General features: G+C 70.1%; 14 protein-coding genes and 2 pseudogenes. 6 read left to right on the forward strand and 10 right to left on the reverse strand.

What is annotated here, in order from left to right; translation table 11 throughout:
• A pseudogene (locus tag CCN56_RS04115) lies at positions 1 to 528 on the forward strand (IS5 family transposase); the annotation flags it as partial.
• A 50-nt stretch (positions 529 to 578) separates the two neighbouring features.
• On the opposite strand, the gene CCN56_RS04120 reads toward CCN56_RS04115, so the two are convergent.
• From CCN56_RS04120 to CCN56_RS44185, 3 genes are read right to left on the reverse strand one after another with little or no spacing between them, the layout of a single operon-like run.
• The gene (locus tag CCN56_RS04120) at positions 579 to 1,487 is read right to left on the reverse strand and encodes a hypothetical protein (RefSeq protein ID WP_086823727.1); all 909 of its coding nucleotides are present in this window, start codon (positions 1,485 to 1,487) and stop codon (positions 579 to 581) included.
• Positions 1,484 to 2,776 (reverse strand): hypothetical protein, encoded by a 1,293-nt coding sequence (locus tag CCN56_RS04125; RefSeq protein ID WP_086823729.1) that lies wholly within the window; start codon positions 2,774 to 2,776, stop codon positions 1,484 to 1,486. The genes CCN56_RS04120 and CCN56_RS04125 overlap by 4 nt, the downstream gene beginning before the upstream one ends.
• Positions 2,773 to 2,907: a hypothetical protein gene (locus CCN56_RS44185; protein WP_256961723.1), complete on the reverse strand. Its 135-nt coding sequence runs from the start codon at positions 2,905 to 2,907 to the stop codon at positions 2,773 to 2,775. Before CCN56_RS44185 ends, CCN56_RS04125 begins: the two co-directional genes overlap by 4 nt.
• 687 nt (positions 2,908 to 3,594) lie before the next feature.
• On the opposite strand from CCN56_RS44185, the gene CCN56_RS04135 reads away from it, so the two are divergent.
• From CCN56_RS04135 to CCN56_RS04145, 3 genes and pseudogenes are all read left to right on the forward strand, one after another.
• Positions 3,595 to 4,005 carry a DUF317 domain-containing protein gene (locus CCN56_RS04135; RefSeq protein ID WP_143664422.1) on the forward strand — a complete coding sequence of 137 codons (411 nt, stop codon included), beginning with the start codon at positions 3,595 to 3,597 and terminating at the stop codon, positions 4,003 to 4,005.
• On the forward strand, positions 3,957 to 4,346 hold the full coding sequence (locus CCN56_RS42940; RefSeq protein ID WP_086823733.1) for a DUF317 domain-containing protein: 390 nt from the start codon (positions 3,957 to 3,959) through the stop codon (positions 4,344 to 4,346). Before CCN56_RS04135 ends, CCN56_RS42940 begins: the two co-directional genes overlap by 49 nt.
• Positions 4,347 to 4,391: 45 nt before the next feature.
• Positions 4,392 to 5,462: pseudogene (locus tag CCN56_RS04145) on the forward strand (type IV secretory system conjugative DNA transfer family protein); the annotation flags it as partial.
• A 48-nt stretch (positions 5,463 to 5,510) separates the two neighbouring features.
• Here the strand turns inward: CCN56_RS04145 and CCN56_RS04150 are convergent.
• Entirely contained in the window at positions 5,511 to 6,839 is a 1,329-nt protein-coding gene (locus tag CCN56_RS04150) for a class I SAM-dependent RNA methyltransferase (protein WP_086823735.1), read from the reverse strand.
• Between the two features lie 128 nt (positions 6,840 to 6,967).
• Positions 6,968 to 9,019, reverse strand: coding sequence for an APC family permease (locus tag CCN56_RS04155; protein ID WP_086823737.1), 2,052 nt, complete (start codon positions 9,017 to 9,019; stop codon positions 6,968 to 6,970).
• Positions 9,020 to 9,253: 234 nt separating this feature from the next.
• On the opposite strand from CCN56_RS04155, the gene CCN56_RS04160 reads away from it, so the two are divergent.
• Entirely contained in the window at positions 9,254 to 9,922 is a 669-nt protein-coding gene (locus CCN56_RS04160; RefSeq protein WP_041131658.1) for a TrkA family potassium uptake protein, read from the forward strand.
• A complete protein-coding gene (locus CCN56_RS04165) occupies positions 9,922 to 10,599 on the forward strand; it encodes a TrkA family potassium uptake protein (RefSeq protein WP_086823739.1) in 678 nt (225 codons plus the stop codon). Before CCN56_RS04160 ends, CCN56_RS04165 begins: the two co-directional genes overlap by 1 nt.
• A 189-nt stretch (positions 10,600 to 10,788) precedes the next feature.
• Here CCN56_RS04165 and CCN56_RS04170 read toward each other — a convergent pair whose 3' ends face one another.
• From CCN56_RS04170 to CCN56_RS04190, 5 genes are all read right to left on the reverse strand, one after another.
• The gene (locus CCN56_RS04170) at positions 10,789 to 11,538 is read right to left on the reverse strand and encodes a DUF3159 domain-containing protein (protein WP_086823740.1); all 750 of its coding nucleotides are present in this window, start codon (positions 11,536 to 11,538) and stop codon (positions 10,789 to 10,791) included.
• Positions 11,539 to 11,541: 3 nt separating this feature from the next.
• Positions 11,542 to 11,940: an OB-fold nucleic acid binding domain-containing protein gene (locus CCN56_RS04175; protein WP_086823742.1), complete on the reverse strand. Its 399-nt coding sequence runs from the start codon at positions 11,938 to 11,940 to the stop codon at positions 11,542 to 11,544.
• Positions 11,941 to 12,009: 69 nt separating this feature from the next.
• Complete coding sequence (locus CCN56_RS04180; RefSeq protein WP_041131655.1) at positions 12,010 to 12,696, reverse strand: response regulator; 687 nt, start codon at positions 12,694 to 12,696, stop codon at positions 12,010 to 12,012.
• A 91-nt stretch (positions 12,697 to 12,787) separates the two neighbouring features.
• Entirely contained in the window at positions 12,788 to 15,337 is a 2,550-nt protein-coding gene (locus CCN56_RS04185) for a sensor histidine kinase KdpD (protein ID WP_086823744.1), read from the reverse strand.
• A 136-nt stretch (positions 15,338 to 15,473) separates the two neighbouring features.
• On the reverse strand, positions 15,474 to 16,142 hold the full coding sequence (locus CCN56_RS04190) for an ABC transporter ATP-binding protein (protein ID WP_256961724.1): 669 nt from the start codon (positions 16,140 to 16,142) through the stop codon (positions 15,474 to 15,476).
• Positions 16,143 to 16,311: the final 169 nt, after the last annotated feature.

Here is a 16,311-nt window from a genome sequence, read left to right on the forward strand (position 1 = left end):
CGGCCTCCTGGATCTGTCTCGCGCGGTCCTGGACTCCGCCCACGTCCGGGCGAAAAAAGGGGCGAACTCACCGGTCCGAGCCCCGGGGACCGGGGCAAGCCGGGTTCCAAGATGCACGTCCTGCCGGACGCGAACGGACTGCCCCTGGTCGTCGGCGTCTCGGCCGCCAACACCCACGACAGCCAGGCCCTGAAGCCCATGCTGCTCGGTCACCAAACGAGACACGACCCCCACCGCGGCCGTCATTTCAAGCCCCAGCGCCTGCACGCCGACAAGGCCTACGACATCCCTGAGCTGCGGAAATGGCTCCGCGGAAGACGCATCGGCGTCCGCATCGCCCGCAAGGGCATCGAGTCCTCGGAACGACTCGGGCGCCGCCGTTGGGTGATCGAGCGGACCATGTCCTGGCTGACCGGATACCGCCGGCTCAACCACCGCTACGAGCGCCATCCCCGCAACTACCTGGCCTTCCTCGGCCTCGCCGCGGCCCTCTGCTGCTACAAGCGACTCCTCCGCCTCACCACATAGGACACGGTCTTAGGGCTTCGAGTTCGGTTCGGGGAACGATCTGCACGAAGTCAGGCCTGCTCCCACGGTGTGGGATCCGGGCGGCGATGCCACCACCAGCCGACCGAGGTCTGTTCAGACACACCGGGCAACTCCCTGCGAAGGCTTCCCGACGGGTCTTCAGCCGTTGCCGCGGCAAACCGGCTGTCCAATTCCTCCAGAGCTTGGTCAAGCAGCTCGGTGACCTCGCGAGGCAGTCGGGCACCGATGCCGGCGAGCTCGTCGCGGGCTTGCAACCGTTCTCGATAGAGGTCGGCCGGATACCACCCTGATGGCGCCCACCCGGATTCCAGCTGCCTGATGACTCGCTCCCATACGACCAGGTTGTCCTTGGCGGACCAGATGGGGCTGCCCGTGTCGTCGTCCCAGGCAAGCCGCGCCAGGCCCGAGGCTGCTTGCCGCACCTGCTCCACCGATGCCGCAAAGGCCTCGGCCACAGGAGTGTCCGGCTTGTGTTCCCGCACGATCTCGGCAAACCTCGTCACGATCGCCCGGGGCAGCTGCGGCACCGGCGCCTCGAGGGCGGTGACCTCGTAGAGAGGGGGCTCGTCGTCGGAGAGTTCGAGCCGGGCACGCGTGAGAAGGCCGTCCGGCGTCACTGCCCAATAGGCGCTCGGGATTGCTTCGGCTGCGGGGTACAGGACTGTTGTCGTGGCCGCCTTCGCGAACGCCGCGGCGAGCTCGGACTCGAGCGGCTGATCGGCCGCTTCGCCCTGGACGTAGATGTCCAGCGACCACGCGACATCACCGTGGACCGCGCGGTGTTCGCACGAGACGGGCGCATCCCAGTTCCGGAGATCGGGGTCGCCGTCGGGATCGGCCACATCCACATCACCGACCGCGATACCGAGGCTTCCGGCGAGTGCGACGCCCATGGTCTCGGAGCTGACGGCGCCGACGGTAAGGAGGTTGTATGTCACGGATACGTCCCGTTGTAGATGGCCAGGGCTTTCTCGACGATGCCTGGGTTGTTGGTGAAACGCGGGTTCCTGGTCAGCTGCGGTGCGGCGCTGATGTCCCCCTTCGCCTTGGCTACCTGCTGCAGGGCTGCGTACTCGTTTCTGTCGAGCTTCACGATGCCTGGACCGGAGTCGGGATAGACCCTTCCTGAGTCTTCTACACCATAGGTCCGCCCGTTCACCTCATAGCGGTCGAGTTCCTTGACGTACGTCCCCTTACCGCTGGCGAGGTCGGCTATGTCCTGGGAAACAGATTCCTGGTGGCCCCGCAGGATGACGCTGTTGTTCTCTTTCACCTCACCACTGGCCGACCCCGAAACGGTGTGGCGCGCGTGGGGCGGTTTGAGCTCCTTGCCTGCGGCCGGCCCTTTCAACTCGCTCGATGCCGGCCAGGGACCTCGACCAGGCCCCGAGCCTGCCCCGGAGGGTGCCCCCGTTCGAAAGGTGTAGGGGTCGCCGGCCGGGAGTCCGTCGGGCAGCCCGGCAAACGAGGTACGGGGTCCACCCATACCACTCGCCAGGCCCGGAAACAGCCCAGCAAACCCGCCGCCTTCCTGGGCAAGCTGAAACGCCCTTCCTGCGCCGCCGAGGGCTCCGCCGGTAAGGGCTCCATAGAATCCGGCGTCCCGGGCCTCGTCCAGGTTGAGACCACCGGTCTGAACGCCCGCAGCGATTTTGAGCGGCTGGGCGACAGCAAGGTCGACGGTGACGGATTCGATGCCGGCGATGGCTGCGGTCGCGAAGACGGTGCCGGCGATGGTGGCGACCTCTGTCGTCAGAGCTACTCCCACGGTCGCGGCCAGCTCGACGATGGTGGCAGTGGCCGCCGCCGCGGCGACCTCGGTGGCACCGAGGGTGAAGAACGCCAGGGCCGTACCGGCGACGATGACGGCGCCGGCGATCTCCAGTTCATGGTCGAGTTTCTTCTTCGCGCCGGCCACGGCGTCGGCGTACTTGTCGATCCCGTCCGCCAGCGAGCGGGGGCCATCGACGAGGTCCTGCAGCCACCCCTTCTTGTCGTGGTAGTAGCGAGCCCAGAAGGGGTCTGCGAACGCGGAGATCGCCTCGCCGGCGTTGTTGTGAATCAGCGTCTGCGCCGCCTTGTTGGCAGCTGTCGCTATGTCCTCCATGTCGTCGGCGAACGTGCGCCAGGCGTTCGCGATGTCGCGCAGTTTGCCGACGTTGCCTGCGGGCCACTCGATTCCGGTGACGTCAGTGACGATCTCCCGGACTTCGTCACCGGCACTCACTCCTGGCGCCCCGAGCCGTTGGTGCCTCCATGGGCCGCAGGCACGGCCTTGCGGAACATCGCCTCGATCAGAGCTTCGTTCTCTATGTGCCCGTCCGCCATGTCGGTCATCGCCGTGTGAATGCTCGCCAAGCCCTCCTTGATGATGCCTGCGGAGTGCTGGATCCGTTCGACGATCGGCCCGTACGTGTCGTGGAACTGCTGTCCCGGCTCATCGTCCCCCCCCAGGCCGCCCCAGCTTTCGCCAGCGACGTGCGAAGCGCGCCCAGGGCCGTTCCCAGCGCCACACTCTGGTCGTGGAACGTTGGCGCTGTCGCCTTCAGATCAGCCGTCTTGATCTCAAGAATCTTGCCCTTGTCGCCCACTCGTGTCCCCTCCCGTTGCACTCGCGGCCATATAACCCTAATTACGGCCGAGTGTTCGCAACTGCAGAGCACGCAAAGAACAAGCAAAGGTCCCACGGTCCACACGCCCGAGCCCGGCCCCTCATCCACCCCCTCGGCGCGCCGGTGAGCAGACGTCAGTTCCCGCCGGAGGCTGCCGTACCAGGCAGCAGCGATCTGCGGCGTGCTGCCCAGGAAGAGGCCTCCGACTATCTCGCCACGCGCTAGGTGTATTGCCCAGAGAGCTTGCTGCCGTGGGCCCAGGCCCACGGCGATGCGGAAACGACCGAACGGTTCTACGTGCTGATCGACTCGGTCACCGGCACGCACCAGGGTGCCGTTCTCTTCGTCCGCGACTTCCTGCACGCCGCCGGCAGCTGGTGTGACGAGCACGGTCAGCTGGACCTCAGTGATCGATACCGCCGCGTCGGCGGGGATGAGCGTCAAGGTCGGGCAGGCGCTCATCTCGCCCCGGTACCTCGCCGGCCCCGGCGACCCGACCTGGGTCACCGCCGCCCTGCACTCCGGCGCTGGGTGGAGGCACGGCCATGACCCGCTCATGCCCCGGGTCATCCTGACCAGCCCCGACCAGAGGACGGTCCTCCGCCTCAAGCCTGATCTGAACGCCCCATGGTGGCGACTCGCCCACCGCAACGGCCGGACCGGATTGGTCTGGAACGCGTCCTTCGGCGGTGGCACGCCCGTCGAGCTGATCGCCGCGGTGACCGATACGCTCACCGCCCCGGACTACAACGCACGGAAGTTGACCGATCCCCGCCAGCCTCTGCGGCGGGCTGGATGGGACGTCGTCCCCAACGGGATTTCCGTTCGCCGGACGGCCGAGTGAGGGGCGAACGCTTCAACTTCTCTGGCAGCCGCAACTGGCGTGTCACGGCCAGCCTTGACGAGGACGATCCTGTGCGGAAAGCCTGGTTCGACAGCGCGACACCGCTCACCGTCGTGGCCGCTTTCATGCAGGCCCTCTCCGATCCTGATCCGGTGCGCCGCTCCCACGAGCAAACCATCGGTCTGTCCCGCCGCCGGATCACCCTGCACTGGCAGGAGTGGCCGGCCGAGAGCGTCGCCCAGGCGCTGCCCGCGCGGATCGAACGCCTCGCTGTCCGCCGCACCAGCGCTCCCCCGCCTGCACCTCCCGTGCCGCCGTTGAGGTCCCGCCGCCTCCTCTGACGCTCCCGCGCCCGCCGAGGCCCGCACCGTTCAAGGAACCACCGCTTGCGCCCTGTTCCCTCCTCCAGTTCAGACGGCTACGACATAGCCTTGAAGAGCCTCTTCGGCGCCCTCGCCATCGGCCTTCCCCTCGCTTCCATCGCCTGGCTGGCTGGCAACCTCACCGCCTAGGCAACCGGTACCGGTCTGGGCGCCGTACCGGCCCGGCGACGTCCTCCTCCGCCCCGAACAGCTCTGGCCCCAGGCCGGGGAAACGTCCCTGCTCATCACCGCCCGGATCGTCCCCGTTCCGATGACGATACTTCTCGCCGCCGGCGCTGGAGCCCTGTGGCTCCGGTACAAGAACCGGGCCGGTGGTCGGAAGAAGAGGGTCACCAGGATGGCGAAGGCCCGTGACATCCAGCCGTTCCTGGCGAAGGCCATGGAGGCCAAGGCCCGCTCCATGCGGCCGAGCCTGAAGAACACCAAGCACCTTGCCCCGGCCGACACCGGCATCATCCTCGGCAACCTCCAGGGCACCAAGCACGAGGTGAGGATCGGGTTCGAGGACGTGGCCGTCGCAATCATGGCCCCTCGTTCCGGGAAGACCACCAGCCTCGCGATCCCCTCCATCCTCGCGGCGCCGGGCCCGGTGCTACTGACCTCGAACAAGGCTGGTGGAGACGCCTACACCGCCTGTTTGGAGGCCCGGTGCCGGGTGGGGCGGTTGTGGTCGATGGACCCGCAGCAGATCGCTCATGCCGAGCGCAGCATGTGGTGGAATCCGCTCGCCGACGCCCGGACCCTAGACGGCGCGGGACGGCGCGCCGGTCGCTTCCTCGCCGCGTCCGTCGACGCCGGCCAGTCGGGAGACTTCTGGTCCAAGGCTGGATCCAACGTCCTGGCGCAGCTCTTCCTCGCTGCCGCCCTCGATCAGCGGCCCATCACCGACGTCATGCAGTGGCTGGCCTTCCCGGCCGACCGCGCCCCGCTCGACATCCTGCGCGACCATCGTTTCACTGCGGTCGCCTCCCAACTCAAGGGCACCGTCGAAGGCCCGCCCGAGACTCGTGACGGCATCTATGAGACCGCCCGCCAGTATCCGCCCTACTCAACAGCGAGATTGCTGCCTTTATCGCCCGTAACGCCCACACCGAATATAATGCGCACGGGAAAGACCGCAGGTCAGGAGCCCTTCGAGGCCGGTTCGAGGATGGCGACGCACTCGACGTGGTGCGTCATCGGGAACAAGTCGAACGCCCGCAGCGTCCGTACGCGGTAGCCGCGTTCCGCGAAGTAGGCGAGGTCTCGGGCCAGGGCTGCCGGGTCGCAGGCGACGTAGGCGATGCGGCGGGCGCCGAGGCCTGCCAGGTGGTGGACCGTCTGCTTGCCGGCGCCCGCGCGGGGCGGGTCCAGGACGATGAGGTCGACCTCGGTGATGCCGGTGCGCGGGAGGACCGACTCGACCTTGCCCTGTTCGATGCGGACGCGCGGGAAGCCGGCCAGGTTGTGGCGGGCGTCCTCGACCGCTCGCTTGCCGGACTCGATGCCGAGGACCGCGCCCTGGTCGCCGACACGGTCGGCGAGGGCGCCCGCGAAGAGACCGACGCCGCAGTAGAGGTCGAGGGCCGTCTCGCCCTTGCGGGGGGTCAGGCCCTGCATGACGGCGAGCATGAGGGTCTGCGCGGCCTTCGGGTGGACCTGCCAGAAGCCGCCGCTGCCGACGCGGTAGGTGCGGTCGTCGGCGCGCTCGCGGACGAAGGCGCGGCCGTGGACGCGGTGGACGCCGCCGTCCTTCTCGTCGACGCGCATGACCGAGACCGGCTTGTCCAGTTCCACCAGGGGGAGGCGGGCGCCCGGGCGGGGGGTAAGGATGACCTGGCGGTCGTTCGAGCCCGAGGCGGCGATGGCCTCGATGGCGGCCATGCCTTCCCAGGTGCGCTTCTCGATGCCCAGTTCCGAGACGCCCTCGGCCGCGATCATGCAGTGGTCGATGATCTCGACCTCGTGGGAGCGGTGCTTGCGCAGGCCCGCGTGGCCCTCGGCATCGACGGCGTACTGGACGCGGGTGCGCCACTGCGGGACCTCGCCCGCGGGGAGCTTGTCGCCCTCGGCCGGCATGACCGTGCCGTCCCAGCCCGCCTCCTCCGGGGTGAGCCCGGCCAGGCGCAGGAGCTGTTCCGCGATGACCTCGCCCTTGAGGCGGCGCTGGGCGCCGGGCTTGGCGTGCTGCCAGTCGCAGCCTCCGCACTTGCCGGGGCCGGCGAAGGGGCAGGGGGCCTCCACGCGGTCCTTGGAGGCGTCCAGGATCTCGATCGCGTCGGCGCGCAGGAAGCGGGAGGTCTCCTCGCCCTCGGTGACCCGTACGCGGACCCGCTCGCCGGGCAGCGCGTGGCGGACGAAGAGGACCCGGCCGGCCTCCGTACGGGCGATGCAGTGCCCGCCGTGGGCCACCGGGCCGACCTCGACTTCGTACTCCGCCCCGACCAGCGACGTGACAGGGGTGTTCTGCATGACCGGGGACTCCAGGGAGAGAAGAGAAGTGGGCCGCCGTTCGCACGGCAGCCCACCAGTCTAGTTGTTCTTTTTCGGTTGTTCCCCGCGGCTCGGTCGTTCCCCGCGGCTCGGTCGTTCCCCGCGGCTCAGTTGTTCTTCGCTGCCGGTTCCTTCTGGCGCTTCTCCACCGGGCCGCGGCGGACCGCGCCCGGAGCGTTCCACTCCTGGCGCTTCCTGGCGCGCTTCTTCGCGGCCTCGGAGGACTGGAGCTGGTAGGGGACGGAGGTCACCATGACGCCCGGGGTGAAGAGCAGGCGGCCCTTGAGGCGCAGGGCGCTCTGGTTGTGGAGCAGGTGCTCGTACCAGTGGCCGACGACGTACTCGGGGATGTAGACGGAGACGGCGTCGCGCGGGCTCTCCTGCCGCAGGTTCTTGACGTACTCGATGACCGGGCGGGTGATCTCGCGGTACGGCGAGTCGAGGATCTTGAGCGGGACGTTGATGCCGCGCCGCTCCCACTCCTCCTTGAGCGCCTTCGTCTCGACCGGGTCGACGTTGACGGTGAGCGCTTCGAGGTCGCCGGGGTGCATGAGCTTGGCGTAGGCGAGGGCGCGCAGGGTGGGCTTGTGGAGCTTGGAGACGAGGACGAGCGAGCGGACCCGGGAGGGGCGTACGTACTCGTCGGGGCGTTCCTCGGCCGCGGCGATCTCGGCGGCCACGGAGTCGTAGTGCCGGCGGATCGCGGTCATCGTCACGTAGAAGATCACCATGCCGAGCAGGGCCACCCAGGCGCCGTGGGTGAACTTGGTGGCGAGGACGACGACGAGGACGAGACCGGTGAAGAAGCCGCCGAAGGCGTTGATCGCGCGGGAGCGGATCATGTGGCGGCGCTTGGCGGGGTCCTTCTCGGCCTTCAGGTGCCGGTTCCAGTGCCGGACCATGCCGATCTGGCTGAGCGTGAAGGAGACGAAGACGCCGACGATGTAGAGCTGGATCAGCCGGGTGGAGTCGGCACCGTAGATCCAGACGAGGAGGGCGGCGGCGCCGGCGAGGAGCACGATGCCGTTGGAGAACGCGAGGCGGTCGCCGCGGGTGTGCAGCTGGCGCGGCAGGTAGCGGTCCTGGGCGAGGATCGAGCCGAGGAGCGGGAAGCCGTTGTACGCGGTGTTGGCGGCCAGGAAGAGGACGAGTGCGGTGGCGGCGGCGAGGACGACGAAGAAGAACGTTCCGTCGCCGAAGACGGCGGCCGCGACCTGGGAGATCACCGGGTCCTGGACGTAGCCCTCGCCGATCGGGACCCCGTTGTGCAGCAGCTGTTCGCCGGGGTTCTCGGCCATCCGGACGTCGGTGGCCATGGCCAGGAAGATGATGCCGCAGAACATGGTGACGGCCAGGCCGCCCATGAGGGCGAGCGTGGTGGCGGCGTTCTTCGACTTCGGCTTGCGGAAGGCGGGGACACCGTTGGAGATGGCCTCGACACCGGTGAGGGCGGCGCAGCCGGAGGAGAAGGCGCGCAGCAGCAGGAAGACCAGGGCGAACCCGGCGAGGCCCTGGTGCTCGGCCTTGATCTCGAAGTCCGCGGTGGGGGCCTTCATGGTGTCGCCGAGGACGAGGCCGCGCCAGGCACCCCAGGCGATCATGATGAAGACGCCGGCGACGAAGACGTACGTCGGGATGGCGAAGAGGCTGCCCGACTCCTTCACGCCCCGGAGGTTCATGAGGGTGAGGAGGACGATGACCGCGATCGCCGAGGCGACCTTGTGCTCGACGACGAAGGGAACGGCCGAGCCGAGGTTCTCGATGCCCGAGGCGATCGACACGGCGACGGTCAGGACGTAGTCGACGAGCAGGGCGCTCGCGACGGTGAGCCCGGCCTTCGGTCCGAGGTTGGTGGTGGCGACCTCGTAGTCGCCGCCGCCGCTCGGGTACGCGTGCACGTTCTGCCGGTACGAGGCGACCACCGTGAACATCAGGACGACGACCGCGAGCGCGATCCACGGGCTGAAGTGGTAGGCCGACAGTCCGGCGACGGAGAGGACGAGCAGCACCTCGCCGGGGGCGTACGCCACCGAGGACAGCGGGTCGGAGGCGAAGACGGGGAGGGCGATCCGCTTCGGGAGAAGGGTCTCTCCCAGCTTGTCGCTGCGCAGGGCCCGCCCGATCAGGATCCGTTTGGGCACGTCGGTCAGTTTGGACACGCAGAGGATCGTAAGCGTTCGAAAAGAGCCATGCGCACCGGCACCCCCGATCCGCACCGAATCTCCCTGAGTACCACCTCCGGTGCGGTCCCCGCCAGCGTTGCCGCTTAAGCTCGGACCGGGCGATCCGTCAGGGTGTCGCCCGCCGCGACCCGGGCCGATCGGGCGAGGAAAGTTGTGAGCAGGGTGTATTCGCAGGTCAGCAAGACGATCAGGAGTGCGGGGTAAGGGGACGTGCACATCGTCATCATGGGCTGCGGGCGAGTGGGAGCCGCTCTCGCGCAGACCCTCGAACAGCAGGGGCACACCGTCGCGGTCGTGGACCAGGACCCGACGGCTTTCCGCCGTCTGGGCTCGGGCTTCGGCGGCCGGCGGGTCACGGGCGTGGGTTTCGACCAGGACACGCTGCGTGAGGCCGGGATCGAGGAGGCCGGTGCCTTCGCCGCGGTGAGCAGCGGCGACAACTCCAACATCATCGCGGCGCGGGTCGCGCGCGAGATGTTCGGCATCGAGAACGTGGCGGCGCGGATCTACGACCCGCGTCGCGCCGAGGTCTACCAGCGCCTCGGGATCCCGACGGTCGCGACGGTCCGCTGGACCGCCGACCAGATGCTCCGCCGGCTGCTGCCCTCGGGCGCGGAGCCGCTGTGGCGCGACCCGAGCGGTGGCGTGCAGCTCGCCGAGGTGCACACCTCCCCGGCATGGATCGGTCACAAGGTGAGCCGGCTCCAGGAGGAGACCGGCGTCCGCGTCGCCTTCCTCACCCGGCTGGGCGAAGCGATTCTGCCGACCTCGCAGACGGTGCTCCAGGAAGGTGACCTGGTGCACGTGATGATGCGTACGGACGAGATCGCGAAGGTCGAGGCGGCCTTCGCCGAGGGTCCCGAGGAGGGCGGTCACTGATGCGTGTCGCTATTGCGGGCGCGGGTGCGGTGGGCCGTTCCATCGCGGGCGAGCTCCTGGAGAACGGGCACGAGGTCCTGCTGGTCGACAAGGCGCCGACCGCCATCTCGGTGGAGCGGGTGCCGCAGGCGGAGTGGCTGCTCGCCGACGCCTGCGAGATCACCTCGCTGGACGAGGCGGCGCTGCAGCGCTGCAACGTGGTGATCGCGGCGACCGGTGACGACAAGGTGAACCTGGTCGTCTCGCTGCTCGCGAAGACCGAGTACGGCGTGCCGCGCGTGGTCGCCCGGGTGAACAACCCGAAGAACGAGTGGCTGTTCAACGAGGCCTGGGGCGTGGACGTGGCCGTTTCGACGCCGCGTCTGATGTCGGCCCTGGTCGAGGAGGCGGTGAGCGTCGGCGACCTGGTCCGGCTGCTGCGCTTCAGCCACGGCGACGCGAACCTGGTCGAGCTGACGCTCCCGCCGGAGTCGGCGGTCGCCGGCACCGCCGTCGGGGACGTGGCCTGGCCGCAGGACACCTCGCTCGTGACGATCATCCGCGGTTCGCGGGTGCTGACGCCGGGCCCCGAGGAGACCCTGGAGGCCGGCGACGAGCTGCTGTTCGTGGCCGCGCAGGCCCGCGAGGAGCAGCTGGAGGACCTCCTGCAGGTCCGCCGGGAGACCCCCGAGTCCTGATCATCGGGCGTGGTACGCGGAAGGGCCCGGACCTGTTCGTCAGGTCCGGGCCCTTCCGCATGCCGTCTCAGGCCCCAGCGCTTCCGCGTGCGTACCGGTCTCAGACCTCCAGAGCCTCCGCGTACCGGTCTCAGACCTCCAGCGCCTCCGCGTACCGGTCTCAGGCCCCGGCGCTCCGCGTACCGGTTCTCAGGCCTCCGGGTGGCGCTGCGCGGCGGCGGCCGCCTTGCGCTCCTTCTCGGCGCGCTCCTCGGCCTCCATCTCGGCGAAGACGTCGATCGGCGCCGGGGCCTTCGCGAGGAACACCCAGGTGAGGTAGACCGCGAGCAGGAACGGCGGGATCTTCAGGGCCACCGAGACCCAGCCGAACTTGGTCGGGTCGGCCCACCAGTACAGCGGGAAGAGGATCGCGACCTTCGCGAGCAGGATCAGGCCCCAGGCCCAGCTGGCCTTCGTGTACGCCTTCTTGCGGCCCGGGTTGCGGGTGCGCCAGGAGAGGTTCTCCTTGAAGACCGGGCCGAGGATCAGGCCGATCAGGGGCACTCCCGCGAGCGCGGTGATGATGTACGCCAGGGCGAGGCCCAGGGTGTACAGCATGCCCGGCAGGTAGAAGTCCTTGGCGTTGCCCGTCATCATCGCGAAGACCACGCCGAAGGCGACGCCGAAGACGCCGCTGAAGGCGTGCTTGACGGTGTCCCGGCGGATCAGCCGGACGGCCACGAGGACGAGCGAGACCGCGAGCGCGGCGATCGCCGAGACGTGCAGGTCCTTGTTGATCGTGAAGATCGTGACGAACAGCAGGCCGGGCAGGACCGTCTCGATCATGCCCCGCAGGCCGCCGAAGGCCTCGAAGAGCGCGGCCTCGGTCACGGCCTTGTCCGCCTGGGCGTCCTGGTCCGGGGTCGACCGGTCCGCGGTCGGCTTGTCGAGGGACGTCACCGGCTACTCCTGTCCGAGCGGTCGGAGCTCGTATTTGGGATTGAAGAGGACCCGCCGGCCGTGGCTCATGGAGATCCGGCCGGAGGCGATCAGCTTGCGGCCGGGTTCGATGCCCACGATGGAGCGCCGGCCGAGCCACACGACGTCGAGCGGTGCCGTGCCGTCGAAGAGTTCGGCCTCCAGCGCGGGCACACCGGCCCGGGGACGCAGCGTGACCGTGCGCAAGGTACCAGTCACCTTGACTATCTCGCGGTCGGAGCAGTCGGAGATACGGGTGCACCCCGAGGCCTCGGCGTCCTCCTGGAGCTCCTCCGACTCCAGGTCCTCCGTGGAGGAGGAGAGCCGGTCGAGCATCCGGCGGAACCGCCCGGCCTGCTTCTCTGTACGTGGTGCAGCACTCATACAGAAAGCGTACCGGCCGCCGGTGTCACCGGAAGCGGCCCCGGACCACCCTTCCGTACGGCTCCCGCCTCAGTGTTCGAAGCGGTACCCCATGCCCGGTTCGGTGACGAAATGACGGGGGTGGGAGGGGTCGGTCTCCAGCTTTCGGCGGAGCTGCGCCATGTACACCCGGAGGTAGTTGGTCTCCGTGCCGTACGAGGGTCCCCAGACCTCCTGGAGCAGCTGCTTCTGGCTGACGAGGCGGCCGCTGTTGCGGACCAGGACCTCCAGGAGGTGCCACTCGGTGGGGGTGAGCCGGACGTCGCGCCCGTCGCGGTGCACCTTCTTCGCGGCCAGGTCGACGGTGAAGCCCTCGGTCTCGACCACGACGACGCCGTCCTCGGCGCCGCCGACCGGCTCGGCGCGGCGCACGGCCGCGCGCAGCCGGGCGAGGAGCTCGTCCATGCCGAAGGGCTTGGTGACGTAGTCGTCGGCACCCGCGTCGAGCGCCTCGACCTTCTCGTCGGAGGTCTGCCGGGCGGAGAGGACCAGGATCGGCACCCTCGTCCAGCCGCGCAGGCCCTTGATGACCTCGACGCCGTCCATGTCGGGCAGTCCGAGGTCGAGGACGACGACGTCGGGGTGGCGTTCGGCGGCGAGCCGGAGGGCGGTGGCGCCGTCGGGCGCGGCGTCGACCTCGTACTTCCGCGCCTTCAGGTTGATCACCAGGGCGCGGACGATCTGCGGCTCGTCGTCGACCACGAGGACCCGGGTCATGGAGGGGGCCTACCTTCTTCGTCGTTTCGGGGGTACGGATACGAGTACGGGCACGGGCGCGCGTGTACGGGCGCGGGTACGGGCCCGGCGGTCAGGTCACGGCGTGGGCCGGGAGGTCGGCGGCCGGGGCGGCCAGGGGCCCGCCCGGCGCGGCCCGCAGGGTGAGCACCATGGTGAGGCCGCCGCCGGGGGTGTCCTCGGCGCCGAGCGTCCCGCCCATGGCCTCCACGAAGCCTCGGGCGACCGCGAGGCCCAGGCCGACGCCCGCGCCGCGCGGGGCGTCGCCGAAGCGCTGGAAGGGCTCGAAGATGCCGTCCTTGGCCTCGTCGGGGACGCCGGGGCCGCGGTCGACGACCCGCAGCTCGACCCGGTCGCCGAGCGCGCTGGCGGCGACGGCGACGGGCACGCCCTCGGAGCTGTACTTCACGGCGTTCTCCACGATGTTGGCGACGGCCCGCTCCAGGAGGCCCTTGTCGACCTCGACCATGGGCAGCGTCTCGGGGATGTCGAGCTCGGCGCTGCCGTCCGGGACGCCGCCGAGGGCCATGGGGACGACCTCGTCGAGGTCGACGGGACGGATCAGGGGCGTGACGGTGCCGGTCTGGAGGCGGGACATGTCGAGGAGGTTGCCCACGAGGTGGTCCAGGCGGTCGGCGCCGGCCTCGATGCCCTCCAGGAGCTCGGCCCGGTCCTCCTCTGACCATTCGACGTCGTCGGAGCGCAGCGAGGAGACGGAGGCCTTGATGCTCGCGAGCGGGGTCCGCAGGTCGTGGCTGACGGCGGCGAGCAGGGACGTACGGATCTTGTTGCCCTCGGCCAGCTTCCGGGCCTCCTCCGCCTCGCCGACGAGCCGCTGCCGGTCGAGGACGACCGCGGCCTGGGCGGCGAAGGCGCCGAGCACCCGACGGTCCTCGGCGGGCAGCACCCGGCCCGACAGGGCGAGGGCCAGGTGGTCGCCGACCGGCATGTCGACGTCCGCGTCCTCGGGCCGTACCGCCGGGTGGGGGCCGACGCTGGCGGCCCGGGTCCAGGGCTCGACCTCGTCGCTCCGTTCGAGCAGGGCCACGGACTCCATGGAGAAGGTCTCCCGGACCCGCTCGAGGAGGGCCTCCAGGCTCGTCTCGCCGCGCAGCACGCTGCCGGCGAGGTAGGAGAGCACCTCGGACTCGGCGCGCAGCCTGGCGGCCTGGTGGGTGCGCCGGGCGGCCAGGTCCACCACCGAGGCGACGGACATCGCGACGCCGAAGAAGACGGCGATGGCGACGATGTTCAGGGGGTCGGCGATGGTCAGCCGGTGGAGCGGCGGGGTGAAGAACCAGTTGAGGAGGAGGGAGCCGACGGCCGCCGAGGCGAGCGCCGGCAGGAAGCCGCCGAGGAGCGCCGCGCCGACCGTCAGGGCGAGGAAGAGCAGCATGTCGTTGGCGAGGCCGAGGTCGGTGTCGACGTGCGTGAGGAGCAGGGCCAGGGTGACCGGGCCCGCGACGCCGACGAGCCAGCCGCCGAGGATCCGGGAGCGGCCGAGGCGGGCCCCGCGCGCGACCGGCAGGCCCCGGCCCTTGGCGACCTCGCCGTGGGTGACGATGTGGACGTCGAGGTCGGGTCCGGAGTCGCGGGCCACGGTCTGGCCGACGCCGGGGCCGAGCACGTACTGCCAGGTCCTGCGGCGGCTGGAGCCGAGGACGATCTGGGTGGCGTTGACCCCGCGGGCGAATTCCAGGAGCGCGGAGGGAATGTCGTCGCCTATGACGTGGTGGAACGTTCCGCCGAGATCTTCGACGAGGGTGCGCTGGACGGCCAGCTCCTTCGGGGAGGCCGCGGTGAGCCCGTCGCTGCGGGCGATGTAGACGGCGAGGACCTCGCCGCCCGCGCCCTTCTCGGCGAGCCGGGTGGCGCGCCGTATGAGGGTGCGGCCCTCGGGGCCGCCGGTCAGACCGACGACGATGCGCTCCCGGGCCTGCCAGGTGGAGCGGATGTTGTGCTCGCCCCGGTACCGCTGGAGGTACTCGTCGACCCGGTCGGCGGTCCAGAGCAGGGCCAGTTCGCGCAGGGCCGTGAGGTTGCCGGGGCGGAAGTAGTTGGAGAGGGCCGCGTCGACCTTGTCCGGGGTGTAGATGTTGCCGTGGGCCATCCGGCGCCGCAGGGCCTCCGGGGACATGTCGACCAGCTCGATCTGGTCCGCCCGGCGCACCACCTCGTCGGGGACGGTCTCCCGCTGCCGTACGCCGGTGATCGCCTCGACGACGTCGCCGAGGGACTCCAGGTGCTGGATGTTGAGGGTGGACACGACGTCGATGCCGGCCGCGAGGAGTTCGGCGACGTCCTGCCACCGCTTGGGGTTCCGGGAGCCCGGCACGTTCGTGTGGGCGAGCTCGTCGACGAGGGCGACCGCGGGACGGCGGGCGAGGACGGCGTCGACGTCCATCTCGGGGAAGGTGGTCCCCCGGTACTCCAGGATGCGGCGCGGGACCTTCTCCAGGCCGCGCAGCATCACCTCCGTACGCGGCCGCCCGTGGTGCTCCACGAAGGCCACCACGCAGTCCGTGCCGCGCTCCACCCGGCGGTGTCCCTCGGAGAGCATCGCGTAGGTCTTGCCGACGCCCGGCGCAGCGCCGAGGTAGATCCGAAGCTTGCCGCGTCCCATGGCTCGACCATACGTCCAGCCAATCGGACATTCCGTACGCGGGGAGAGGCCGGGGGCGGTATTGACGTGATCCTGATGTGCCCCGCGACCTGCTCGGTCGTCGGCCCGCCGGTCGGTTCGGCGCTCGATGATCTCGTCAGTGCTCGATGATCTCGCCGTCGCTCAGCTCCAGGACCCGGTCCGCCAGACCGAGCAGCTGGGGGTCGTGGGTGGCGACCAGGGCCGTGCAGCCCTCGCTGCGCACCACGGCACGCAGCAGCTGCATGACGGCGAGCCCGGTCTCCGCGTCCAGCTGGCCCGTCGGCTCGTCGGCTATCAGCAGCGCCGGCTTGTTCGCGAGGGCGCGGGCTATGGCGACGCGCTGCTGCTGGCCGCCGGAGAGCTCGCCCGGCCGCTGGTTCGCGTGGTCGGCGAGGCCCACGAGCCCGAGCATCAGGGCGACCCGCTCCTCGCGCTCCTCGGGGTCCGCCTTGCGCAGCCGCAGGGGCACGCCCACGTTCTCGGCGGCGGAGAGGATCGGGAGCAGCCCGAAGGACTGGAAGATGAAGCCGATCCGGTCGCGTCGCAGCTCCAGGAGCCCGTTCTCGCCGAGCGTGGAGAGGTCGGTGCCGTCGATGACGATCCGGCCCCCGTCGGGGGTGTCGAGGCCGCCCACGAGGTTGAGCAGGGTCGTCTTGCCGGAGCCCGAGCGGCCCTTGAGCGCGACGAGCTCGCCGCGCGGGATGTCGAAGGAGACCCCGCGCAGGGCGTGGACGGCGGCCTCGCCCGTGCCGTACGAGCGACGCAGGCCCTCGACGCGGACCATCGGCGGTCCGGCCGGGTCCTCGACGACGGCCGTGGCGGACCTGGTGCTGCTCTCACTCACCCTGTGCTCCCCCTCCTCGAACATCTGCGCCGTCAGTATGGTCCGCGGCCGGGTCCGAGGGCCAGAGCCGGGTCCGGGACCTGTGGAAAACGGCCGGTGGGCCGCTTCC

Source organism: Streptomyces sp. NRRL B-24572 (assembly GCF_002156145.1).
Classification (GTDB): Bacteria; Actinomycetota; Actinomycetes; order Streptomycetales; family Streptomycetaceae; genus Streptomyces; species Streptomyces vietnamensis.

What these genes read in the sequence shown, in the direction of transcription:
- CCN56_RS42940 (WP_086823733.1), top strand. Translation starts at nt 3,957, where the DNA reads ATGGGACGTCGTCCCCAACGGGATTTCCGTTCGCCGGACGGCCGAGTG.
- CCN56_RS04135 (WP_143664422.1), top strand. Translation starts at nt 3,595, where the DNA reads ATGAGCGTCAAGGTCGGGCAGGCGCTCATCTCGCCCCGGTACCTCGCC.
- CCN56_RS04165 (WP_086823739.1), top strand. Translation starts at nt 9,922, where the DNA reads ATGCGTGTCGCTATTGCGGGCGCGGGTGCGGTGGGCCGTTCCATCGCG.
- CCN56_RS04180 (WP_041131655.1), bottom strand. Translation starts at nt 12,696, where the DNA reads ATGACCCGGGTCCTCGTGGTCGACGACGAGCCGCAGATCGTCCGCGCC.
- CCN56_RS04175 (WP_086823742.1), bottom strand. Translation starts at nt 11,940, where the DNA reads ATGAGTGCTGCACCACGTACAGAGAAGCAGGCCGGGCGGTTCCGCCGG.
- CCN56_RS04190 (WP_256961724.1), bottom strand. Translation starts at nt 16,142, where the DNA reads ATGGTCCGCGTCGAGGGCCTGCGTCGCTCGTACGGCACGGGCGAGGCC.
- CCN56_RS04150 (WP_086823735.1), bottom strand. Translation starts at nt 6,839, where the DNA reads ATGCAGAACACCCCTGTCACGTCGCTGGTCGGGGCGGAGTACGAAGTC.
- CCN56_RS04185 (WP_086823744.1), bottom strand. Translation starts at nt 15,337, where the DNA reads ATGGGACGCGGCAAGCTTCGGATCTACCTCGGCGCTGCGCCGGGCGTC.